The 22294-nt window shown below is 63.1% G+C and carries 17 protein-coding genes; 12 read left to right on the top strand and 5 right to left on the bottom strand.

Going from position 1 to position 22294, the window contains the following annotated elements; all coding sequences use genetic code 11:
• The first annotated feature begins 8 nt into the window (after window positions 1–8).
• The 8 genes from AC3WRN_RS01625 to AC3WRN_RS01590 all read left to right on the top strand — a co-directional run bounded on the left by AC3WRN_RS01625 (window position 9) and on the right by AC3WRN_RS01590 (window position 10812).
• Window positions 9–1121: a c-type cytochrome gene (locus AC3WRN_RS01625; protein WP_492621611.1), complete on the top strand. Its 1113-nt coding sequence runs from the start codon at window positions 9–11 to the stop codon at window positions 1119–1121.
• Between the two features lie 11 nt (window positions 1122–1132).
• Complete coding sequence (locus AC3WRN_RS01620; RefSeq protein ID WP_492621748.1) at window positions 1133–1675, top strand: DUF411 domain-containing protein; 543 nt, start codon at window positions 1133–1135, stop codon at window positions 1673–1675.
• A 45-nt stretch (window positions 1676–1720) separates the two neighbouring features.
• Complete coding sequence (locus AC3WRN_RS01615) at window positions 1721–4066, top strand: heavy metal translocating P-type ATPase (RefSeq protein WP_492621610.1); 2346 nt, start codon at window positions 1721–1723, stop codon at window positions 4064–4066.
• Between the two features lie 143 nt (window positions 4067–4209).
• On the top strand, window positions 4210–4623 hold the full coding sequence (locus tag AC3WRN_RS01610) for a hypothetical protein (RefSeq protein WP_492621609.1): 414 nt from the start codon (window positions 4210–4212) through the stop codon (window positions 4621–4623).
• Window positions 4624–4706: 83 nt separating this feature from the next.
• Window positions 4707–5981, top strand: a complete 1275-nt coding sequence (locus AC3WRN_RS01605; protein ID WP_492621608.1) for a TolC family protein — start codon at window positions 4707–4709, stop codon at window positions 5979–5981.
• A gap of 11 nt (window positions 5982–5992) precedes the next feature.
• Complete coding sequence (locus AC3WRN_RS01600) at window positions 5993–7288, top strand: efflux RND transporter periplasmic adaptor subunit (RefSeq protein ID WP_492621607.1); 1296 nt, start codon at window positions 5993–5995, stop codon at window positions 7286–7288.
• Window positions 7285–10461, top strand: a complete 3177-nt coding sequence (locus AC3WRN_RS01595) for an efflux RND transporter permease subunit (RefSeq protein WP_492621606.1) — start codon at window positions 7285–7287, stop codon at window positions 10459–10461. Before AC3WRN_RS01600 ends, AC3WRN_RS01595 begins: the two co-directional genes overlap by 4 nt.
• A gap of 3 nt (window positions 10462–10464) precedes the next feature.
• Window positions 10465–10812 carry a copper-binding protein gene (locus AC3WRN_RS01590; RefSeq protein WP_492621605.1) on the top strand — a complete coding sequence of 116 codons (348 nt, stop codon included), beginning with the start codon at window positions 10465–10467 and terminating at the stop codon, window positions 10810–10812.
• Window positions 10813–11071: 259 nt separating this feature from the next.
• On the opposite strand, the gene hutG is transcribed toward AC3WRN_RS01590, so the two are convergent.
• From hutG to hutC, 4 genes are read right to left on the bottom strand one after another with little or no spacing between them, the layout of a single operon-like run.
• Entirely contained in the window at window positions 11072–12019 is a 948-nt protein-coding gene (hutG, locus tag AC3WRN_RS01585) for a formimidoylglutamase (protein ID WP_492621747.1), read from the bottom strand.
• A complete protein-coding gene (hutH, locus tag AC3WRN_RS01580; protein ID WP_492621604.1) occupies window positions 12019–13548 on the bottom strand; it encodes a histidine ammonia-lyase in 1530 nt (509 codons plus the stop codon). Before hutH ends, hutG begins: the two co-directional genes overlap by 1 nt.
• Window positions 13549–13555: 7 nt before the next feature.
• The gene (gene hutU, locus AC3WRN_RS01575) at window positions 13556–15232 is read right to left on the bottom strand and encodes a urocanate hydratase (RefSeq protein WP_492621746.1); all 1677 of its coding nucleotides are present in this window, start codon (window positions 15230–15232) and stop codon (window positions 13556–13558) included.
• 26 nt (window positions 15233–15258) lie between these two features.
• Window positions 15259–15984, bottom strand: coding sequence for a histidine utilization transcriptional repressor HutC (gene hutC / locus AC3WRN_RS01570; protein ID WP_449425563.1), 726 nt, complete (start codon window positions 15982–15984; stop codon window positions 15259–15261).
• A 94-nt stretch (window positions 15985–16078) separates the two neighbouring features.
• Here hutC and AC3WRN_RS01565 point away from each other — a divergent pair, with 94 nt between their 5' ends.
• From AC3WRN_RS01565 to AC3WRN_RS01550, 4 genes are all read left to right on the top strand, one after another.
• The gene (locus AC3WRN_RS01565) at window positions 16079–16495 is read left to right on the top strand and encodes a CopL family metal-binding regulatory protein (RefSeq protein ID WP_492621745.1); all 417 of its coding nucleotides are present in this window, start codon (window positions 16079–16081) and stop codon (window positions 16493–16495) included.
• A gap of 123 nt (window positions 16496–16618) precedes the next feature.
• Window positions 16619–19339, top strand: coding sequence for a TonB-dependent receptor (locus tag AC3WRN_RS01560; protein WP_492621603.1), 2721 nt, complete (start codon window positions 16619–16621; stop codon window positions 19337–19339).
• An 85-nt stretch (window positions 19340–19424) separates the two neighbouring features.
• Window positions 19425–20120 (top strand): PepSY domain-containing protein, encoded by a 696-nt coding sequence (locus AC3WRN_RS01555; RefSeq protein ID WP_492621602.1) that lies wholly within the window; start codon window positions 19425–19427, stop codon window positions 20118–20120.
• Entirely contained in the window at window positions 20117–21949 is a 1833-nt protein-coding gene (locus AC3WRN_RS01550) for an NADH:ubiquinone reductase (Na(+)-transporting) subunit F (protein ID WP_492621601.1), read from the top strand. The genes AC3WRN_RS01555 and AC3WRN_RS01550 overlap by 4 nt, the downstream gene beginning before the upstream one ends.
• Here the strand turns inward: AC3WRN_RS01550 and AC3WRN_RS01545 are convergent.
• Entirely contained in the window at window positions 21939–22217 is a 279-nt protein-coding gene (locus AC3WRN_RS01545) for a metal-sensing transcriptional repressor (protein ID WP_492621600.1), read from the bottom strand. The genes AC3WRN_RS01550 and AC3WRN_RS01545 overlap by 11 nt on opposite strands.
• Between the last annotated feature and the right edge of the window lie 77 nt (window positions 22218–22294).

Below are 22294 nucleotides of genomic sequence, written 5' to 3'. Positions count from 1 at the left end.
GAAACATCATGAAGCAGCACATCAAGCATCACAGCATCACCGTCGTCGCCGTCCTGGCCATCCTCGCTGCCGGTGCCGGCGTGTTCGTCTACTCCGGTATCTACAACATCGGTGCCGACGATCACCACACCAAGCCGGTCTTTGCGGTCCTGCAGACCCTGCGCGAGCGATCCATCCACGCCCGCTCGAAAGACATCACGGTACCCGACCTCAATGACGAGCAGCTGATCCTGAAAGGTGCCGGCCAGTACGCAGCGATGTGCACCCAATGCCATCTCAAGCCCGGCATGAAGGATTCGGAAATCCGTCCCGGGCTGTACCCGCAGCCGCCGAACCTGTCGCAAGTGCGAGTCGAACCGAAGGAAGCCTTCTGGGTGATCAAGCACGGCATCAAGATGAGCGCGATGCCCGCGTGGGGACTCAGCCATGATGACCCGACGATGTGGAGCATGGTCGCCTTCCTGCAGAAGTTGCCCGACATGACGCCGGCGCAATACAAGGACATGGTGGCCAGGGCTCCCGTAGACCACGACATGGACGACGAGGGTGGACACAGCCATGGTGGGTCCGCCGATGAAGACGCGCACGACGCGGCGGACATGCCGGGCATGCAGATGCCTGCCAAGCCCGAGTCCGGGCACAGCCACGGTGCGGCCGCCGCGGACAGTCATGATCACGAAGACGCTGCTGCGACATCGACAGTGGAAGCTCCACTGTCGATGGATGGGCTGACGCCGCACGCGGTGCCGGCGGCCGAGGCCGTGGCAGAGGCCTTCCACAGGGCGCTGCACAGCGGCGATCGGGACGCCGTTCTGGCGTTGCTGGCGCCCGATGTCAGCATCAGCGAAGGTGGTCAGGTGCAGTCGCGCGAAGCGTATGCCAGCGGTCACCTGGGCGAGGACATCGCCTTCCTGAAAACCGCGAAGATCACCCCGGTCTCGCTGGGCTCGATGCCGATGGGCGACACCGCCATGGTCGGCAGCGAGAGCGACATCCAGGCCACGGTCAAGGGCAAGCCGACCACGCTGCGCAGCCGCGAACTGCTCAACCTCAAGAAGGATGGCAAAGACTGGAAGATCGTGTCCATCCAGTGGCAATCCGCACCGGTATCGGGAGAGTGACCGTGAAACGAATGAGCCTCTCAGCCATGAATGCAAGAAACGTTTTGTTCGCAGCAATCGCCGTTGTTTCCTTCAGCGCGCTTGGTGCCTGCACCCACCCCGTCGATGCGCCGTCCAGCCAGCCATCCTCCGCGACAATCCATGCCGCAACAGCAAGCTCACCGGACGCATCGCTTCCGGTCATGCTGGTGTACAAAAGCGCTACGTGTGGATGTTGCGGCGCGTGGGTCGACCATATGCGTGCCGCCGGCTTCAACGTCGACGTGCGCGATGTCGACGACCTCGATTCGGTGAAGAGTCGGGTCGGCATTCCGTTCGGCAAAGGGTCATGCCATACCGCCGAAGTGGGCGGCTATTTCGTCGAAGGCCATGTGCCGGCGCTGGACATCAAGCGGCTCCTGGCTGAAAAGCCCGATGCCAAGGGCCTCGTCGTGCCGGGCATGCCGGCCGGCTCGCCGGGCATGGAGATGCCCGATGGCCGCGTCCAGCCTTACGTGGTTGAGCTGGTCAGCCGCGACGGCACGACGTCCGACTTCGCCCACCACGGGCATTGACACGCCGATCAACGTCAAGCCTTTGCCGCTGTCACGAGAGGATGCATGAACACCCACCATCACCACGCGGGCGCCGACCACGGACGTCACACCCACCTCGGTCCGGGGACAACCGCGATCGATCCGGTGTGCGGCATGCAGGTCAATCCAGATCGGACCGCCCATCACGCCGAGCATGAAGGGGTAACGCACCATTTCTGCTCGGCGCGTTGCCTGGAACGCTTCGTGGCGGATCCGGCCAAATATCTGACCCCGCGTCCCGATGACGCCCCCGCGCAGGCACCGGCGGGAACACTGTATGTCTGCCCGATGCATCCGCAAGTGCGCCAGGAAGGCCCCGGCATCTGCCCGATCTGCGGCATGGCGCTGGAGCCGGAAATGCCAGGGCTGGAGGATGAAGATAACCCCGAACTGCGTGATTTCAGCCGTCGCTTCTGGTGGACCTTGCCGGCGACGCTGGTGGTGCTCGTGCTGGCGATGTTCGGCCACCGCTTTCCCCGGCTGCCGGTGGACACCCGGACCTGGATCGAACTGGTACTGACCACGCCGGTGGTGTTGTGGGCAGGCTGGCCGTTCTTCGTTCGATGCGTGCAGTCAGTCCGCAACTTCAGCCCCAACATGTGGACCCTGATCGGCATTGGCGTCGGTGCGGCGTTCGGCTACAGCATCGTCGCCACCATGGCACCGGACCTGTTCCCGGAGTCGTTCCACGAGCACGGCCGCGTGGGCGTCTACTTCGAGGCCGCTGCGGTGATCGTCTCGCTGACCCTGCTCGGCCAGCTACTCGAACTGCGTGCCCGCTCGAAGACATCGACGGCCCTGAAGGCCCTGCTGGGGCTGGCGCCAAAGACCGCACGCCGCCTGCGCGACGATGGCGGCGAGGAGGATGTCGAACTCAGCCACGTTCACGTCGGTGACCGCCTGCGGGTACGCCCTGGTGAAAAGGTGCCAGTGGACGGCGAAGTGGTCGAAGGGCGCTCCCATGTCGACGAGTCGATGCTGACTGGGGAGCCCGTCCCGGTCGAAAAGAGTGTTGGTTCCAGCGTGATCGGCGCGACCCTTAACGGCACCGGCAGCCTCGTGATCCGGGCGGAGAAAGTCGGTTCGGCGACGGTGCTGTCGCAGATCGTACAACTGGTCGCGCAGGCGCAACGTTCGCGCGCACCGATGCAGCGCATGGCCGACAAGGTGGCTTACTGGTTCGTGCTGGCGGTCCTGGCGATTGCCGTTGCCACCTTCTTCGTGTGGGGGCTGTTCGGTCCGGAACCGTCGTGGACGTTCGCTGTTCTAAACGCGATCTCGGTACTGATCATCGCCTGCCCCTGCGCGCTGGGACTGGCCACGCCGATGTCGATCATGGTGGCGACCGGCCGTGCCGCCGGGGAAGGCGTGTTGTTCCGCGATGCCGAGGCGATCGAGAACCTCCGCAAGATCGACACCCTGATCGTGGACAAGACCGGAACCCTGACCGAGGGACGTCCGGCGTTCCACACCGCGCTCGCAGCCGAAGGGTTCACCAAGCAAGAGGTGCTGCGCCTGGCGGCCAGCCTCGATCAGGGTAGCGAGCATCCACTGGCCGACGCGATCGTCGCGGAAGCCCGTCGTCGCGGCCTGACGCTGGAAACGCCGGAGAGCTTCGAGTCATCCACCGGCATCGGGGTACGCGGCAAGGTGGGTGGCGCCATCCTGGCGATCGGCAATACCGCGCTGATGCACGAGGTCGGGGTCGATGCCTCCGTTCTTTCCACACCGGCCGAAGAGCTGCGCCGAGCCGGTGCCAGCGTCATGTATCTGGCGGTCGATGGCGTCCTGGCCGGCCTGCTTGCGGTGGCCGATCCGATCAAGGCCAGCACCGCCCCCGCCATCGCATCGCTGCACGAGGCGGGCCTGAAAATCGTGATGGCCACCGGCGACGGTGTCACCACCGCCCATGCGGTTGCACGCACCCTGGGCATCGACGAGGTCCATGGCGAGGTCCGCCCGAAGGACAAAATCGAACTGGTACAACAGTTGCAAGCCAAGGGACACCGGGTCGCGATGGCCGGCGACGGAATCAACGATGCACCCGCGCTTGCCGGCGCCGATGTTGGCATCGCGATGGGCACCGGTACCGACGTGGCGATGTCGAGCGCACAGGTGACACTGGTGAAGGGCGACTTGCGCGGCATCGTGCGGGCACGGTCGATTTCCAACGACACCGTCGCCAACATGAAGCAGAACCTGGGTTTTGCGTTCCTCTACAACGCGCTGGGCGTACCGATTGCGGCCGGCGTGCTGTACCCCGTGACGGGCCTGTTGCTCAGCCCGATGATTGCCGCTTTGGCGATGAGCTTGAGTTCCGTGTCGGTGGTTGCCAACGCATTGCGGCTGGGCCGGAAGCGGCATGGCTGAGATGCCAACGCCGACGAATGAAGCCTCGATGCCGCTGCTGAGGGCGCGTGACGCCGACATCGACGCAATGTGTGACCCGGCTGACAACCCCTAGTTGATTCAAGTCAAGGCAATCCTGGGTATTTCGGGATAAATTGTTGCTCATGGCCCGTCCTTTCCGCATGCATCGCACCACACGTTGCCGCCTTATCTGGTTGGTGACGCTGCTGATGCTTTGGCAGCAGACGGCATTGGCTGCCTACGTTTGTCCGACGGTGCCTGAAGCGACGTCGGCGGCTGCGCTGATGAACTCGATGCCGAGCATGGACGACGGCTGCGCACAGATGCAGGGCACCTCCGCCAGCCCGCTGTGCCAGAAACATTGCCTGCCGGACCGCGTCACCCAGGTCGACACGCGCACGGCGTCCGTGCCGCTCAGCACTTTGACGGCGATACCGCCGTTGCTGATGTCGGTAGCGGTTGTTGCGCTTCCGTCGGATCGATCGATCCAACGAATCGATGAACTGCGAGCGCCACCCCCGCCGCCCATATTGTTGTTTTGCTCACTCCTGATCTGATCTGACACGCCGCGGTATTGCCGAGGTGGCGTTGTGTCCGCACGGGCGCGTCGCAAGTCGCAGGTTCACGGGAGTGTTGACTCATGTGGTTCTCTCATGTTTTCCGATGCCGTAGGGTGTCGGTACTGGCCATGGTTCTTTGCGGAGCCGTGGCTGTCACGGCGCATGCCGCGCAATCGCCGCTGACGCTCGAAGCGGCGGTTCGCCAAGGTCTGGCGCGTGCGCCCTTGCTGGATGCCCGATCCGCCGATATTCGGGCTGCTCGCGAGGAAGCCGTTCGCGCCGGTCGGTTGCCGGATCCGTCGCTGACGGCCGGGCTCTCCAACTATCCGGTGACGGGCGCCGAGGCGTTCAACTTGCGCGCGGACGGCATGACCATGCGCACGATCGGGATCGGACAGACCATCCCGTCACGGGCAGCGCGCGCTGCCGATCGCACGCTGGCCGCTGCACAAATCGATGCCGCCGAAAGTGAGCATGTGGCCGCCGCCCAGACGGTGCGCGAACGCATTGCGGATGCCTGGATCGAGGTGTGGGCCACGCAGCAGAAGCGTGCGCTGCTGGACGAGTTGCGCAGCGAGAGCGCGCTGGCCGTGCAGATCACGCAGGCGCGCCTGCGCGGCGGCGAAGGCGGCGCCACCGATGCGCTGGCAGCGCGTACCGAGGCGGCCACACTGGACAACCGGCTGGAGGCCGTCGATGCGGATTTCATCGCCGCCCAAGCGGGCCTGCAGCGGTGGCTGGGCCCAAGTGTTCCCGTCCTAGCCGAGGCGCCGGATTTTGGTCATCTGCCGGTCACGGCGGATCGCCTGGAGCTGCACATCGACCAACAGGCGCCGATGCAGGCGTGGCAGGCACGCGAACAGGTGGCACAGGCCGCGCTGGCACAGGCGCGGGCGGCCAGACACCCAGACTGGAACGTGTCGGTGGATTATGGCCGGCGTGCGCCGGGGCTTCCCGACATGGTGACATTGCAAGTGGGTGTGAGCTTGCCGCTGTTCACCCGCAACCGGCAGGATCGCGGTATCAGCGCCAAACAGGCGCAGTGGGACGCGGTACAGGCCGACCACGAAGATGCCCGCCGCGCCCAGCGCGAGGCGGTCGCACGCGCAATCACCAGTTGGCAGGGTTGGGGTCGACAGATCCAGCGTTACCAAGACACCTTGCTTCCACTCGCCCGTGATCGCGCGCGTACGGCGCTCGCCGGATACCGTGGCGGCAGTGCGATGCAGCCATGGCTCGACGCCCGTCGTGACGAAATCGAACAGCGGCTGGCCTATGCCGAGGCGCTGGCGACCCATGCGCGCCTGTGGGCCGCGCTGGCTTATCTGCTACCCAATTCGGAGACGACGCCATGAAGCGCGCGCCCATGAAACCTGTCCTGATGATTTTCGCCGGCGTCTTGCTCGCGGCGGTACTGCTGGTGGTCGGCTATTTCGGTGGTCGTCGTCATGCACCGTCGACACCGGCGCACACCGGCAGTGTTGCGTCGGCCAAGTCGGCCGGCGACAGAAAAATTCTGTACTGGTACGACCCGATGGTGCCTCAACAGCATTTTGACAAACCAGGCCTGTCGCCGATGGGCATGGAGATGATCGCCAAATATGCCGATGAAGGAGTGGCCAAGGACGGCATCCAGATCGATCCGGCCACGGTGCAAAATCTGGGTGTTCGTACGGCGCCGGTCGAGCGGCGGGTGCTGGCGTCGGCGATCGAGGTACCCGGCACCATCACTTGGGATCTGCGCCAGGCCAGCACGATCAGTGCGCGGGTCGATGCGGTGATCGCCAGACTCGATGTGCGTGCGCCGTACACCGCGGTCGCTTCCGGTGCGCCACTGGCCGAGTTGCTGGCGCCGCAATGGAACAGCGCGCTGGCTGAATACGCAGCGTTGGAGCAGGCACAGTCGGCCGATGCGCGCGACCTGCGCGCTGCGGCACGGCAGCGTTTGCAGGTGCTGGGTCTCACTGCGGCGGACATCCGGTCAGCGCGCCATGGTGCGGGTGCCGCGATCACGCTGCATGCGCCGGCGGCGGGCGTCGTCACCACGCTGGACGTGCGCGAAGGTCAGCGCGTCAGTGCGGGGCAGACGCTGATGACCTTGAACGGCCTGTCCACCGTGTGGATTGAGGCGGCATTGCCGCAGGCGGTGGCGGCGACGGTGCGCCGCGGCACGCCGGTCACCGTCACGGTCAATGGGCTGCCGGATCGCATGTTCCACGGCACGGTCGAAACCGTGCTGCCGGATATCGACGGCGCGACACGCACGCAGCGGGCGCGCATCGTGCTCGACAACCCCGATGCCGTGTTGAGTCCCGGCATGTTCGCCACCGTGCAACTCAACCCGACCCCCGGCGCCGCGATGCCGGTGATACCCGACGACGCGTTGATTGCCACCGGCAACCAGGCACGGGTGATCGTTGCCGATGCCGAAGGGCACTTTCGTGCCGTCGCGGTGCGGATCGGGCGTGCGGCCGGCGGCTACACGGAAATTCTCGCTGGCCTCGAAGGCGGCGAGAAGGTGGTGGTCTCCGGCCAGTTCCTGATCGATTCGGAGGCGAGTTTGTCCGGTGCGCTGGAGCGGTTGAACGATCCTGCGACGAACCCGGCCCCCGCCAGCGGCACGCCGATGCCGAACATGAATATGCACGGAGCACACCCATGATTGCCGCCCTGATTCGTGCTGCGATCGCGCATCGGCTGTTCGTGCTGCTGGCGGCGCTGACGCTGGCCCTGATCGGCGTGTACTCGGTGACGCGCACGCCGGTCGATGCGCTGCCGGATCTGTCCGACACCCAGGTGATCATCCGCACCAGTTGGCCGGGCCAGTCGCCGCAGGTGGTCGAGGATCAGATCACCTATCCACTGGCGACGACGATGCTGTCGGTGCCGGGGGCGAAGAGCGTGCGCGCCTATTCGTTCTTCGGCGATTCCTTCGTCTACGTGTTGTTCGACGACAGCACCGATCTGTACTGGGCGCGGTCGCGCGTCCTGGAGTACCTGAGCCAGGTGCGCGACCGCCTGCCGACCGGTGTCACGCCGGCATTGGGCCCGGACGCCACCGGCCTGGGCTGGATCTATGAATACGCGCTGGTCGACCGCACCGGAAAGCACGACCTCGGTCAACTGCGTGCCTTGCAGGACTGGTTTCTCCGCTATCAGTTGAAGACCGTGCCGGACGTGGCCGAGGTGGCCAGCCTCGGCGGCATGGAGCGCGCGTGGCAAATCGTGCCCGATCCGCAAGCGCTGGCGGCGCGCGGGATCACCGTGGCGCAACTGGTGGATGCGGTGAACGGTGCGAACGGCGCCAATGGTGGTTCGGTGATCGAGCAGGGCGAGGCGGAAATGATGGTGCGCAGCGAAGGCTATCTGCGCAGCCGGGAGGATTTCGAGAAGGTGCCGATCGCCAGCAATGTCGGCGGTGTGCCGGTACTGCTGCGCGACGTGGCGGCGGTACGCCGTGGCCCAACGTTCCGCCGTGGCATCACCGAGCTGGACGGCCAAGGCGAAGTCGCCGGCGGCGTAGTCGTGCTGCGTTCGGGCAAGAACGCCAAGGCCGCGATCGAGGCGGTGAAGGCCAGGCTGAGCGAGCTCAAGCACAGCCTGCCGGCAGGCGTCGAAATCGTGCCGACCTACGATCGCTCGCAGTTGATTGATGCCGCGGTGGAAAACCTGTGGGGCAAGCTGCTGGAAGAGTTCCTGGTGGTTGCGCTGGTCTGCGCGCTGTTCCTCGGCCATCTGCGCTCGGCGCTGGTCGCGGTGATCACGCTGCCACTGGGTGTACTGGTCGCGTTCATCGCGCTGCACCTGCAGGGCGTGACGGCGAACCTGATGTCGCTCGGCGGCATCGCGATCGCGATCGGCGCGATGGTCGATGCAGCCGTAGTGATGATCGAGAACACGCACAAGCATCTGGAGCATTGGCGGCATGCGCACGATGGCGAGGAACCGCAGGGGGCCGCGCGCTGGTCGCTGATCGCGGAGGCCAGCGCCGAAGTGGGTCCGGCGCTGTTCGTGAGCCTGCTGATCATCGCGTTGTCGTTCGTGCCGGTGTTTGCGCTGGAGGGGCAAGAAGGCAAGCTGTTCAAGCCGCTCGCGTTCACCAAGACCTATGCGATGGCCGCGGCGGCTGGCCTCGCGGTGACGCTGGTGCCCGTATTAATGGGCTATCTGGTGCGCGGTCGCATCCGCGACGAGCGCACCAACCCGCTCAATCGTGGCCTGATCGCGCTGTATCGCCCGATCCTGGAGGCGGTGCTGCGTTATCCGAAAGCCACGCTGCTGTTGGCCGGAATCCTGCTGCTCAGCGCCGTGGTTCCCTCCAGCCGCCTGGGTAGCGAATTTATGCCGGCGATGGACGAAGGCACGCTGCTGTACATGCCGACCGCCTTGCCGGGACTGTCGGCCGGCAAGGCGGCCCAATTGCTGCAACTGACCGATCGCATGATCAAGACCGTGCCGGAGGTCGATCACGTGTTCGGCAAAGCCGGGCGTGCAGAGACCGCCACCGATCCGGCCCCGCTGGAGATGTTCGAGACCACCATCACCTTCAAGCCGAAGGATCAATGGCGGCCGGGCATGACGATGGACAAGCTCAAGGCGGAGCTGGACAAGGCCGTGCACGTACCGGGACTGACCAACCTGTTCGTGCCACCGATCCGCAATCGCATCGACATGCTGGCCACCGGCATCAAGAGCCCTATCGGCATCAAGGTATTGGGCACGGATCCGGCGGTCCTGCAAACGGTCGCGGATCAGATCGAAGTGGTGGCGAAAGGTGTGCCCGGGGTCGGTTCGGCGATTGCCGAGCGTGCCGCCAGCGGGCGCTATGTGGACGTGCATATCCGCCGTGACGAGGCGGCGCGCTATGGATTAACCCAGCAGCAACTGCAGCAGCTGATCGCCGCCGTCGTTGGCGGCGATCCGATCGGACAAACGGTAGAGGGACGTGAACGCTATCCGATCGTGGTGCGCTACCCGCGGGTCCGGCGTGACTCGGTGGCGGCGCTACGGCAGCTTCCCATCGTCGCTGCGAATGGCGCACAGATCACGCTGGCCCAGGTCGCCGACATCCGTATTGACGAAGGGCCCTCCATGCTGAAGAGCGAGAACGGCCAGCTGGCCACCTATGTCTACGTTGACAACAAGGGTCGCGACCTCGGTGCGGTGGTCGCTGACCTGCAACGCGCCGTGGCGCAGCAAGTCCGGTTGCCACCAGGTGTCACCGTGGCCTGGTCGGGCCAGTTCGAATACCTGGCCAGCGCCATGAAGCGCCTTGAACTGGTGGTACCCCTGGCGCTACTAATCATCTTCGGCCTGATCTACGTGGTATTTCGTCGTGCGAGCGAGACCGCGCTGATCATGGCCAGCGTGCCGCTGTCGCTGGTCGGCGGGCTGTGGTTGATCTGGCTGCTCGGTCACGCGGTGTCGGTGGCGACGATGATCGGTTTCATTGCGCTGGCGGGTGTCGCCGCCGAGTTCGGCGTGGTGATGCTGCTGTACCTGCGCCATGCCTGGGATCACCAGCTCGCGCTCGACCCGCACGCCGGCCCGGAAGCACTGGACGAAGCGATCCGCGAAGGCGCCGTGCAGCGCGTGCGGCCCAAGGCGATGACCGTGGCGGTGATCCTCGCCGGCCTGTTCCCGATCCTGCTCGGCCACGGCGCGGGATCGGAAGTCATGCAGCGCATCGCCGCACCGATGATCGGCGGCATGCTCACTGCGCCGTTGCTGTCGATGCTGGTCATCCCCGCCGCGTTCCACTTGCTGGTGTTGCGCCGACTGCGCCGAGCCAAGCAAACGGACCCCGCTTTCCACCCCAACCTGAAAGGAAACTGATACATGAAAAAGCACATCCTCACCATCGCACTCACCGCGGCCCTGGCCTCGATTTCCGCCATGGTCGGTGCTCAACAGATGGACCCCAACATGGCCGGCATGCATGACACCAAACCGGCCGATGTGCAGGGCGTCGGCGTGGTCAAGACGATCGATATGGCCAAGGGCACCGTCACGCTGCAGCACGAGGCCATCGCCGCCATAGGCTGGCCGGCCATGACGATGCCGTTCAAGGTAGCTTCGCCGGAGCTACTGACGCACGTGAAGGTGGGCGACAAGGTGAAATTCACCTTTCATCCGGCGGGTATGAACAGCACGGTGACGGCGATCAAGCCGGTGCAGCAGCAATAAGCAGGCGCCCTGCGCAGCTCGTGACAGGTGGCCTTCCGTGTCACGAGCTGCATCGCCCGAATGTGCCGGCACTGGTTATCGCGGTGGACGGAGACTGGATCTGCGGTAATCGAAGCTCGTGATGGCCGCATGTTGGCCGAATTCGTTTCTGCGGTACACGCTGGTTTTTCCGCATGGCGGACGTCCGGTCGCGGAGATCATGCTGGCCGATGCTTGTTGGCGCCTCCATGTACCGTCGTCATGATGCCCGGCTGCGCAGTCAGTTCCGCGGCTGGCTTTGGTTGCCATGGCGATACGTCGCTACGCCATGAACCAGGCGTGCCGCGACACGAGCCGTGGCGCCTGCGGGATCCAGCCGCGGGCAAAGTTCCGCGACATCGAACAGGCGCAACCGCCCGGTTCGCGCGATGGCGTGCACGATGGGCTCCACGACCTCCAGGGCGACGCCTCGTGCACTCGGTGCACTGACGCCAGGTGCGGTGGCTTCGGGAAGCACGTCCAGGCACATCGTGAGGTAGATGACGTCGGCGGAGTTCAATCGATCCATCATTGCGGCGATGACCGCTTCCACCTGGGGAAGGGTGAGTTCCTCATCGCGCCAGTAACGGGCGCCGACGGCGTCGGCGGTGGCAAACAGACGACGGGTGTTGGCTGAAGGGCTGACGCCTAGACACAAGTAGTCGAGTTCGATTCCGTTCGTCTGGGCGTGCCGGATGGCTTGCAGGAATGGAGTGCCTGAGTTTGCCGTCGGACCGTCACGCAGATCCAGGTGGGCGTCCAGGTTGACGATCGCGATGCGCTGGCTGCGGCAGCTTGCGCTGCCGGCCAGTCCCAGGTAACTCGCATACGCGATCTCGTGTCCGCCACCGAGCCCGATGGGCAGGTGCCCGGCATCGATCAATGCGGATATGCGTGCGGCAAACTGGTGCTGGGCGTGTTCGAGGTTGCCCTCGGAGCAGACTTCGTCGCCGGCGTCGTATAGCGGCCCGTCGTGCACAACCGGCAGGTTGGCCAATGCCTGTCGCAGTACAACTGGTCCTTCCGCTGCGCCGGTACGCCCGCCGTTGCGTGTGACGCCCTCATCGCTGGCGAAACCTGCCAGTGCAATGCCGGGAGCGGCGCCTGGCGTGACTGGACGCACCACTTGGTGCCAACGAAACGTCTCCGAGTCGTCAGATGAGTCGACACGGCCCCGCCATCCCTCCATCACGCGGACGGCTCGACAAAGACATTCCCGAGTACCGTCGCGAAGGCGTCAACGGTGATCAAATCGTCGGCTTGGGCGATGTCTGCGGCGAAATAGCGATCCTTGGCGTAGCGTGGCACTACACGGCGCACGAGAGCATGGGCGGCTTCGAGCGGTTCGGAGGATCGCAGCGGGCGTCGGAAGTCGAGGCCTTGGCAAGCGGCCAGCAACTCGATCGCCACGATGCGCCGGACATTGGTCGCCACGTCGATTGCCTTGCGCGCGGCGAACGTGGCCATGCTGACGTGATCCTCCTGGTTGGCCGAGGTGGGAATCGAGTCGATGCTGGCCGGATGCGCGAGTGTCTTGTTCTCGCTGGCCAGAGACGCGGCAGTGACGTGGGCGATCATGAAGCCGGAGTTGATGCCCGGATCATCGACGAGAAACGCAGGCAGGCCGGACAGCGTGGCATCGACAAGCAGCGCGATCCGGCGCTCGGCCAGCGCGCCGACTTCGGCAATCGCAATGGCGATCTGGTCGGCTGCGAACGCGACCGGCTCGGCGTGGAAGTTACCGCCGGATAGCACGTCGCCGTCGTCCGGAAAGACCAACGGGTTGTCGGAAACCGCGTTGGCTTCGATCCGCAGTGTGGTGGCTGCCTGGTTCAGCAGATCCAGACATGCCCCCATGACTTGAGGCTGACAACGTAGGCTGTAGGGGTCCTGGACGCGCGTGTCGTTCTGTCGATGCGACTCGCGAATCGCGCTGCCCGCCAGCAATTGCCGGTAGAACCCAGCGACACGTATCTGGCCAGGCTGGCCACGCACGATATGGATGCGGGGATCGAAGGGTATGTCCGAGCCGGCAGCCGCGTCGACCGAGAGCGCGCCGGCGACCACGGCGGCGGAAAACGCCTGCTCGGCTGCAAACAATGCCATCAGCGCGATGCCGGTGGAGACTTGGGTGCCGTTGAGCAAGGCCAGACCTTCCTTGGCGGCCAAGCGTATCGGCGTGATACCGGCTTGCGCCAGGGCATCTGCGGCTGGCATCCGCACGCCGTTCACGCGCACGTCGCCCTCGCCCATCGCAGCCAGGGTCAGATGAGCCAAGGGGGCCAAGTCACCCGAGGCACCGACGGAACCCTGTGCAGGGATGCAGGCGTATATCTGCGCGTTATGCAAGGCAACGAGTGTCTGCACTACCTCCCAGCGCACGCCTGAATAGCCGCGAGCCAGGGAGACGATCTTCAGCACCAGGATCAGTCGGACAGTGGCATCTTCGAGCAAGCGGCCCACTCCTGCAGCATGGGAGCGCACGAGATTGGTCTGTAATTGCTCAAGTTGGTCGTCAGCAATCTGGACGTGGGCAAGCTTGCCGAAGCCGGTATTGATGCCATACACCGGCACACCTGCGGTGACCACGGTTTGCACAGTGGCGGCGGCTGCGCGCACTGGTGCTTCGCACTCCGCTGCCAGTTCGATCGGCGTGTGCGAAGCGGCGAGACCGCGCAATTGAGCCAGCATCAGCCGGCCGGGGGTAAGAGTCAGCATGGGATGATCATCCGGTGATGGCGGGCAGGTTCAGGCCGTGTTCGCGTGCGCACTGCAACGCGGTTTCATAGCCGGCGTCGGCATGGCGCATGACGCCGGTTGCCGGGTCGTTCCAAAGCACGTGCTCCAGGCGTCTGGCTGCTGCATCTGTGCCATCGCAGACGATCACTACGCCCGAGTGCTGCGAGAAGCCCATGCCGACGCCGCCACCGTGGTGCAGGCTGACCCAGGTAGCGCCACCGGACGTGGCCAGCAATGCGTTGAGCAGCGGCCAATCGGAAACGGCATCGGATCCGTCGCGCATGGCTTCGGTTTCGCGATTGGGGCTGGCGACCGAGCCGCAATCGAGGTGATCGCGACCGATGACGAGGGGAGCCTTCAGCTCTCCGGTGCGCACCATCTCGTTGAAGGCCAACGCGGCGCGATGGCGCTGACCCAGGCCGAGCCAGCAAATGCGTGCCGGCAAGCCCTGGAAGGCAATGCGCTCACGCGCTTGATCGAGCCAGCCATGCAGGTGTGCGTCTTCAGGAAATAGCTCCTTGATCTTCGCATCGGTGCGGTAGATGTCTTCCGGGTCGCCGGACAGGGCGACCCAGCGAAATGGTCCCTTGCCCTGGCAAAACAGCGGACGGATACAAGCAGGCACGAACCCGGGAAAGGCAAACGCGTCCTCGACGCCTTGTTGCAACGCGACCTGACGAATGTTGTTGCCATAGTCGATCGTCGGCACTCCCATGCGATGGAAAGCGAGCATCGCGTTGACGTGCGTTGCGCAACTGGCGGCGGCGGCCCGGGTCAGCGCCTGTTGCTGCGCCGGGTTGCCACGGCGAGCGGATTCCCATTGGGCAAGCGTCCAGCCAGCGGGCAGGTAACCGTTGATCAGATCGTGTGCCGAGGTCTGGTCGGTGACGGCACTGGGGCGCGCGATGCCGGCTTTCGCCAGTTCAGCGAAGCGAGGCAAGAGTTCGGCGGCGTTGCCGAGGAGGCCGACCGAGACTGGCGTGGTCGCGTTTTCAACGATCGCCAGTGCCTCCTCGATGGTGTGGGCCTTGCGATCGATGTAGCGCGTGCGCAGACGGAAGTCGATGCGCGACTCCTGACACTCGATCACGATGCAGCTCGCGCCGGCCAGCACGGCGGCGAGCGATTGCGCGCCGCCCATGCCGCCCAGGCCGGCCGTGAGAATCCACTTGCCTGACCAGTCGCCGGCATAGTGTTGCCGCCCGAGTTCGACAAAGGTTTCGTAGGTGCCCTGCACGATGCCTTGCGAGCCGATGTAGATCCAGCTGCCGGCCGTCATCTGGCCGTACATCATCAAACCCTTGCGATCGAGCTCGTTGAAGTGATCCCACGTGGCCCAGTGCGGCACCAGATTTGAGTTGGCCAGGAGCACTCGCGGAGCATCGACGTGGGTGCGGAAGACGCCCACGGGTTTGCCGGATTGCACCAGCAGTGTCTGGTCGTCCTCCAGCACGCGCAACGACTCGAGAATGAGGTCGAAGCTGCGCCAGTCCCTTGCGGCACGACCGATCCCTCCGTAAACCACGAGATCCTCCGGTCGCTCGGCCACGTCCGGATCGAGATTGTTCTGCAGCATTCGGTAGGCGGCTTCAGCGAGCCAGTTCTTGCAGGTCAGTGTGGTACCGTGCGGCGCCCGTACCGTGCGCGGCCCCGACTTGGGCATGGCAAGCGTATCCATGGGTGTTTCCTTCAGGAGGTTTTGAAGTCGCCGGCATTGAAGGCGCCGACGAAGCGGAACTTGCCGGCCGGGTAGCTGAGGCGAACGTAACTGGCGACATGGTCGTGCGACCAGGTGCGGCGTGTCAGTGTCAGCAATGGACTGCCTGGCTCGACAGCAAGCAGGCGCGCCAGTCGTTTGCTCGCGGCCTCGGCCTCGATTGCATGCTCGATTCGCTGCAAGGGTGCCGTGCGCATCAGGTACTGATGCGGAATTTCCTTGTAGAAATCGATCTCCAGATAGTCCGGCGCGCAGACCGGATTCACGAAGCGGTCTTCCAGCTGCAGTGGTTCATCGTCGGCCCGATGCAGCAGGCGTGAATGGTAGAGCTCGGTTCCGGTAGACATGGCAAATTGGCGCGCCGTGACGGGGCGCGCGGAAACGAGTTCACGGATCAAGATCTCCACGGTATGTTTCTGTCCGCGCGAGATGATTTCATCTCGGATGCTGCGTACTTCGAACATCGCCGACTCGGCCTTGCGCTCGGCTACAAACGTTCCTGCACCCTGCGTGCGGGTGACCATGCCGGCATCGGCCAGTTCGCGCATGGCGCGGTTGACGGTCATACGGGAGATGCCGAACTTGGAGACTAGTTCGTTCTCGCTAGGCACTTTACTCAGTGGCGGCCAGTCGCCGTTGTTGATATGGCGCAGGATATGGCGCTTGAGTTTGAGGTACTGCGGCGGACGTTCGTTCATCGCCACAGCATCGCATGTCTATACAACTTGTGGAAGTCGTCGTCGCATATCGATCGATGTGTTGCAGCCGGGGGTTGACAGGTTGAATTTGGGCATGGTACTAGATGGTATAGACAACTTTCCAGTCGGCAGCTACCACTTCATGTCCCCCTGCGTCCTACTGTTGCGGTGCCTTCTGGTTGCGGCTTTTTGCCTCAATGCCAGTGCAGTGCAATGGCGCTCGACTGCGATGGCAGGAGTACAGGTTCAACACGCCCAGAGCGGCAATCGTTCGATGGTGCATGACAGCGGATGTGACAGCAGTGCCGACTCGGGGCGCGAACGCAAGGCGGGTACGGATTGTGACTGCACCCAGGGCTGTACTTGCATGTGCGTATCCCCGGTCGCATCCGTCGACCAAGCTGTAGTATTTGCCGCCCAGCACGCTCTCGATGCGCATCCCTCTACGATGGCAGTCACGAGTACTGTTCGCACGGCCATCTCCTCCGTCTTTCGACCTCCTATCGGTTGATCTCGTCGGCCGTCCTCTGTGACGGCATGTTTGCCCGAGCAATTTTCTGTCGCGCAGCTGCGCAGACGGTGCTGCAGGCGTTCACCGATCAGATCATTCCAGACCGAATTGGGGAGTCCTTTCATGTCTTACAAGCGCAATCACCTTGCGCTGGCTATCGGCGCGCTGTTGTCCGCCGGTTTTGCCAGCACCACCTTTGCCCAGTCTACTGACACGCGGCCCGCCTCGCCGCAGGCCACCAATCTCGAGGCGGTTGCGGTGACCGGCAGCCATATCAAGGGAGCCGAAATCTCCGGCGTCGGCCCGGTAACCGTCATTGACGCCGACGAAATCGCGCGTTCCGGCGTAGTGTCGGTGGAAAATTTGCTTCAGCGGCTGCCAGCTTCGGCCGGTTTTGCCGGCAACCAGACCAATGCCTATTGGGCCGACAATGGCTATGGCACCACGCAGGTGAATCTGCGTGGCCTCGGCATCAACCGGACACTGGTTCTGCTCAACGGTCGGCGGATCGTCAACGGAGGCACCGGAGCCAATAGCTCGGTTGACTTGAACAATATCCCCGTGGCGTTGATCGATCGTATCGAGGTGCTGAAAGATGGCGCCTCGGCGATCTACGGTGCGGATGCCGTGGCCGGTGTGGTCAACATCATCACCAAGAAGAAATTCAATGGTGTCGAAGCATCGGTTCGCTACGGCCAGACCTTCCAACAGGACGGTGACGAGAAGGCGATTGATCTGGCTTGGGGAGTGAACTCTGACCGGGGCTCGCTGATGGCGGCGATCAACTACGCCGAAACCGGGGCAGTCAACATGGCGGATCGCGCGCCATGCTCGCTCGGCGAGGTCGATGGAAAGCTCGAATGCGTCGGCAGCTCTTCCACTATCGGCGGTCGCGCCTTGCTGGCTGATGGACAGAGAGTCAATTTCAATCAGGATCCCAACGGCGCGGCCAATGCCTTTCACACCTATTCACCGGCACGCGACAACTACAACTCCAACCCATACCTCAATGCGGTCAATCCGATCAAGCGTTTGAGCCTCAGTTCGTTCGGCAATTACGCGTTGACGGACGAAGTTCGTGTCTTTACCGAATTGATGTATACGAATCGGCGTTCGGATCAGCTCGCCACGCCGGGCGCAATAGGCATATACCGCCCCATTCGCATCGCAGCCGATCACCCGACCAATCCGACAGGTCAGGATCTCTTGTTGCAGCGCAGAAGGTTGCAGGAGTCGGGTCCTCGTCACTTTTATCAGGAGGTCGACACTTTTCGCACGGTGGTAGGGCTGGAAGGTCGGATCGGTACTGGCTGGGATTGGTCTGCGGCGATAAATTGGGGACGCAGTACAGGCGTTGATGGCTCGACCAACATTGCCAATTTGGATCGCGTCGATCAGACGTTGAATACGAACATCTGCAGCAATGCGCCCGGCGCGGAGATTCCCTGTGGCAACTACCTCGGCTACGGCAACCTGACTCCCAAGGTGCTCGACTATATTCTCTTCAAGAGTCGTGACAATGGTGGCAACGATCAGAAGAGTTTCACGGCGAACATCAGTGGTGAGCTGTTTGAGGTGCCGGCTGGCTTTGTCGACATGGCTACCGGCATCGAGATCCGCAAGGAACGCGGTTGGCGTGACCCGGATCAACTCACGGTGCTGGGCATCGCCAATACCAACAAGCAGGATCCGATAGCTGGCGAATACTTGGCCAAAGAGGCTTTTGCCGAGGTTGCAGTTCCACTATTGAAAGACAAGTTCCTCGCACAGTCATTGAATCTCAACGCGGCAGTGAGGTATTCCAGCTACGATATCTTCGGCAACGACAGTAACTACAAGGTTGGCTTGGACTGGCAGGTCGTCCCGTCGCTGAAGCTCCGTGCGAATTACGCCACGGCATTTCGCATCCCCAATGTGCCCGAGCTCTTCGGTGGAGTCTCGGAGGGGAATTTGACCACGACCGATCCCTGCAATGGATGGAGCAACCTGCCGGCATCATCGGTGGTTGCGCAGAATTGTCGCGCTTCTGGCGTACCGACTGGTTATACCCAGCTGGGAAATACGGTTCTGACAACTGTCGGTGGCAACCAGAAACTGCAGCCCGAGGCCGCAAAGACGATGACGGCAGGGGTGGTGTGGACGCCAACCCTGGTGAACGACCTGACGGTTACGCTGGATTACTACAAGATCAAGATCGACAACGCGATTCAGCGTATTGACGGCTCGACCAAGCTTGCGGTGTGCTACAACACGCCCGGTCTTTCGCATCCGTTCTGTTCTGCATCGAACTTCACCCGCAATCGGCAGACCGGCGAGATCGATTTCCTTTCGGCTCAGCCGGTCAACGCGGCGAGCGAGAGGCTTTCGGGCATCGACCTGGGGGCGATCTATCAGTTCGATCTGGCCGGTTGGAAGGCATCCATCAGTGCGGACGTGTCGTACTTGAAGAACTACGATGTGAAACCGTTCCCGGGTGCGGATGACATTAACTATGCAGGGAAAATCACCGGTGGTCGCGGCAGCTACACGCATTGGCGTTCGTTTACTTCGTTGACGATGATGCGTGGGTCATGGTCAGGCTCCTATAGCGTGCAGTACATCGGCGCTGCCGATGACATCAACGCCTCGCGCGGCGACATCGGCGATCGCGCACCGGGCTTGACCTATCACAACGTGCAATTGAAGTACGTTGCGAACAAGTCCCTCGACATTGCTTTCGGCATCGACAATCTCTGGGACAAGCAAGCGCCATTCATCCAGAGCTATACCGACGCAAATACCGACACCATGACCTATGACCTGCTCGGTCGGCGCTGGAACGCGAAGCTCACCTATCGTTGGTGAGTTCGTCGGGAGCTGCCGGTGTGATAGTGCCGGCAGCTATCCGATCACGTGCATCTCTGGGTTGCTTGTTAGCAGGATATTTTCAATGAAACTCGCATTTTGGGCGCGGCGCGCCCATCGATGGATCGCTCTTGTCGTGGGTGTGCAAGCACTTCTCTGGATGCTGAGCGGTCTTTACATGACCGCCATACCGATCGAGCTTATCCATGGCGATCATCTGGCGCATGTCGAAGCTGAACCGCTTTCCGAGGTGGCGGTGCGGGCCGATACCAGCGTGTTGAGTGAGCGTTATCCAGACCTGACTGGTTTCAGGCTCAAGCAGTTGATGGGGCAGACGGTATACGAGCTGCATCAGGGCGGGAAAACCACCTTGGTTGATTCCACGACCGGTGTCGAGCTGCCTCCGCTGGACGAGCATCAGGCGCGACAGTTGGCGTCGTCGTTCTACCGCGGCGACGGCACCATTCAATCCATGCACCTGCTGGAGGAAGCGCCGAGCGAGGTGGCCAAGCGACCTGTCCCTCTGTGGCAGGCCAACTTCTCGGATCGCGGCCATACGACGTTGTATCTGTCCGCGACGACGGGCGAACTGCTTGCGCGGCGACACAGCTTTTGGCGTTTGTACGATTTCCTCTGGATGTTCCACATCATGGATTACGAGACGCGTTCAAACGTGAACAACGGCCTGATGCGAGTGGCGGCTTCGGTCGGCCTGCTTTTTGCGATCAGCGGGATCTGGCTGCTGATTTACAGTTTCCGCAAGCGGAAGGCGGCGATATGAAGCCATGGATCCGCAAATTGCATAAATGGGTCGGCCTGATCATCGCGGCACAATTCGCGATCTGGACGGGAAGCGGCCTGATCATGAGCCTGCTCGATCACGACGCCGTCGAAGGTCGAGTCCACCGCGCCCACCCGCGTGAAATGCCGAGTTGGCCCGCAGGCATGCTTGCACCACAACGCGTGCTGGCGGATGCGGGGCGTCCGGTGCAGACGCTGGAAACCACATGGCTTGCGGATCGCCCGGTCTACCGGCTTGCCGACAAGGCCGATGTGTGGCTGGTGGATGCACGTACCGGGCACGGCGTGACCGTGGCTGCCGCGGTCGCGGCGATCATCGCCGCCCGCGACTACATCGGCGGCGGCAGGCCAGAGACGCCGGAGTTCCTGCCGAAGGCCAATACCGAGACCCGTGGTTACGATGGCCCCGCCTGGCGCGTATCGTTTTCCGATGGCGATGACACGACGATATATCTGTCGGCTCAGGATGGCCGCATCCTTCAACGCCGCAACGCCACCTGGCGGTTGTTCGATACGGTCATGATGCTGCATTTCATGGACTACTCGGGGCGACAGAACTTCAACAATCCCTTGGCGATATTGGCTGGCTCCGGCGGACTGTGGATGGCGTTATCGGGGATGTGGCTGCTCATCGCAAGTTTCCGCCTGAGTGAGTTCACCCCGGTTCGCTGGCGTCGGAAGCGAGACCTGGGGGTCTACGCGCCGGATGGAACGAAGCTTCGACTCGTGGAGTCGCGCGAAGGCGACAGCGTGTTTCTGGCGTTGGGGCGAAGCGGCCTGCACCTGCCATCCAATTGCGGCGGCGGCCAGAGTTGCGGCTTGTGCGCGGTCCGTGTGCGCGGCCATGCGCCTCCCTCAACGAGCTCTGATCGCGAGCACCTCACTGCCAGCCGCCTGAAGCTCGGTTATCGCTTGGCCTGTAATTTGCCGGTACATGCCGATCTCGAAGTGGAGGTGCCCGGCGATGCCGAGCTGTGGGTTGAGCAGACGGCAATCGTCGAGCGTATCACCGCAGTAACCCCGTTCCTGCGCGAGATCAGGCTGTTGCCGTCATCGCCCGTTGGACGAGAGTTTCAGCCCGGTTCGTATCTTCAGGTTCACATTCCCGACTACGCATTGCCGCGACAGCACATTGCGCACCCGGAAGAACATCGTGACGAATGGAGCGCGCTGGATTTGCCGGCAACCCTGGTCAGCAAGGAGCCGATCCGGCGCTCGTATTCGCTGTCGCTGCCGGTGGAGAAAGCCGACGGACACTTGACCTTGCTGGCCCGCTTCAGTGTGGGAAGCTCCAGCAGCAAACGTCAGTTCGTGGGCAAGGGTTCGGCGTATTTGTACTCGCTCAAACCCGGCGATTCGCTTCGCTTCAGCGGACCATTCGGTGACTTTGCTCTCCGTCCGGGCGATCGCGAAAAGATCTTTATCGGTGGAGGCGCGGGTATGGCCCCATTGCGGGCGATGATCCACTCTCGGCTCGATCAGGGGGGGCGGGAGCGGATCCATTTCTGGTATGGAGCGCGTCATCGCGGGGAGGCACCCTACATCGATGAGATGGCCGAACTGGCGTCGCGTCATTCCAACTTCACCTGGCATCTCGTGTTGTCGGAAGTAGCCGGGCAGGGTGCTGGGTCAATTCAAGGTCTGGTACACGAGGCTACCCACGAGGGCTTGCTGCGTGATCATCCGAACCTGCAGTCCTGCGAGTTCTATCTGTGCGGTCCTCCAGGCATGTTGTCGGCCACCATCAAGCTGTTGCGAAGCCTGGGTATTGATGATGAGCGCATAGCCTTCGATGACTTCAAGATCTGACACGCGGCCGGTCGTGGAGCGAGCGGGGAAAGCTATCCCGTTTTGTTGCCACCACTGTAGATTTCTGGCCTGAATTCGTGCCGGCCTTGATGACACAAGAGAAGGTAACCATCAAGCCCTGGATCGCACTCCGCACGGCAGCCATCCAGTGCAGAATCGCACCGCAATCGGCCTGCGTCTCCAAGCCGCGCTCCAGTGTGGCGACCTGGCCGCCGATACGGCGCACGCACGCAATGAGCTGCTTATGGATTACGACCAGCGGTTTCATAGGTGCCTCCGTAGTGATACCTGTCGGCGACAGCGTGCGCCCGCGTGTACGATGATAGAAATTCGCGGCGAGAGCCT

Source organism: Rhodanobacter sp. FW101-FHT13A11, assembly GCF_058790335.1.
This window is presented reverse-complemented; position numbering and strand designations above follow the sequence as displayed.

Bases quoted from the DNA above. Each gene is read 5' to 3' on its own strand.
- AC3WRN_RS01590 (WP_492621605.1), top strand. From the start codon at position 10,465: ATGAAAAAGCACATCCTCACCATCGCACTCACCGCGGCCCTGGCCTCG.
- AC3WRN_RS01600 (WP_492621607.1), top strand. From the start codon at position 5,993: ATGAAACCTGTCCTGATGATTTTCGCCGGCGTCTTGCTCGCGGCGGTA.
- AC3WRN_RS01555 (WP_492621602.1), top strand. From the start codon at position 19,425: ATGAAACTCGCATTTTGGGCGCGGCGCGCCCATCGATGGATCGCTCTT.
- AC3WRN_RS01565 (WP_492621745.1), top strand. From the start codon at position 16,079: ATGGTACTAGATGGTATAGACAACTTTCCAGTCGGCAGCTACCACTTC.
- AC3WRN_RS01605 (WP_492621608.1), top strand. From the start codon at position 4,707: ATGTGGTTCTCTCATGTTTTCCGATGCCGTAGGGTGTCGGTACTGGCC.
- AC3WRN_RS01545 (WP_492621600.1), bottom strand. From the start codon at position 22,217: ATGAAACCGCTGGTCGTAATCCATAAGCAGCTCATTGCGTGCGTGCGC.
- hutU (WP_492621746.1), bottom strand. From the start codon at position 15,232: ATGCCCAAGTCGGGGCCGCGCACGGTACGGGCGCCGCACGGTACCACA.
- AC3WRN_RS01550 (WP_492621601.1), top strand. From the start codon at position 20,117: ATGAAGCCATGGATCCGCAAATTGCATAAATGGGTCGGCCTGATCATC.
- AC3WRN_RS01610 (WP_492621609.1), top strand. From the start codon at position 4,210: ATGGCCCGTCCTTTCCGCATGCATCGCACCACACGTTGCCGCCTTATC.
- AC3WRN_RS01595 (WP_492621606.1), top strand. From the start codon at position 7,285: ATGATTGCCGCCCTGATTCGTGCTGCGATCGCGCATCGGCTGTTCGTG.
- hutH (WP_492621604.1), bottom strand. From the start codon at position 13,548: ATGCTGACTCTTACCCCCGGCCGGCTGATGCTGGCTCAATTGCGCGGT.
- AC3WRN_RS01560 (WP_492621603.1), top strand. From the start codon at position 16,619: ATGTCTTACAAGCGCAATCACCTTGCGCTGGCTATCGGCGCGCTGTTG.
- AC3WRN_RS01615 (WP_492621610.1), top strand. From the start codon at position 1,721: ATGAACACCCACCATCACCACGCGGGCGCCGACCACGGACGTCACACC.
- hutC (WP_449425563.1), bottom strand. From the start codon at position 15,984: ATGAACGAACGTCCGCCGCAGTACCTCAAACTCAAGCGCCATATCCTG.
- AC3WRN_RS01620 (WP_492621748.1), top strand. From the start codon at position 1,133: ATGAGCCTCTCAGCCATGAATGCAAGAAACGTTTTGTTCGCAGCAATC.
- hutG (WP_492621747.1), bottom strand. From the start codon at position 12,019: ATGGAGGGATGGCGGGGCCGTGTCGACTCATCTGACGACTCGGAGACG.
- AC3WRN_RS01625 (WP_492621611.1), top strand. From the start codon at position 9: ATGAAGCAGCACATCAAGCATCACAGCATCACCGTCGTCGCCGTCCTG.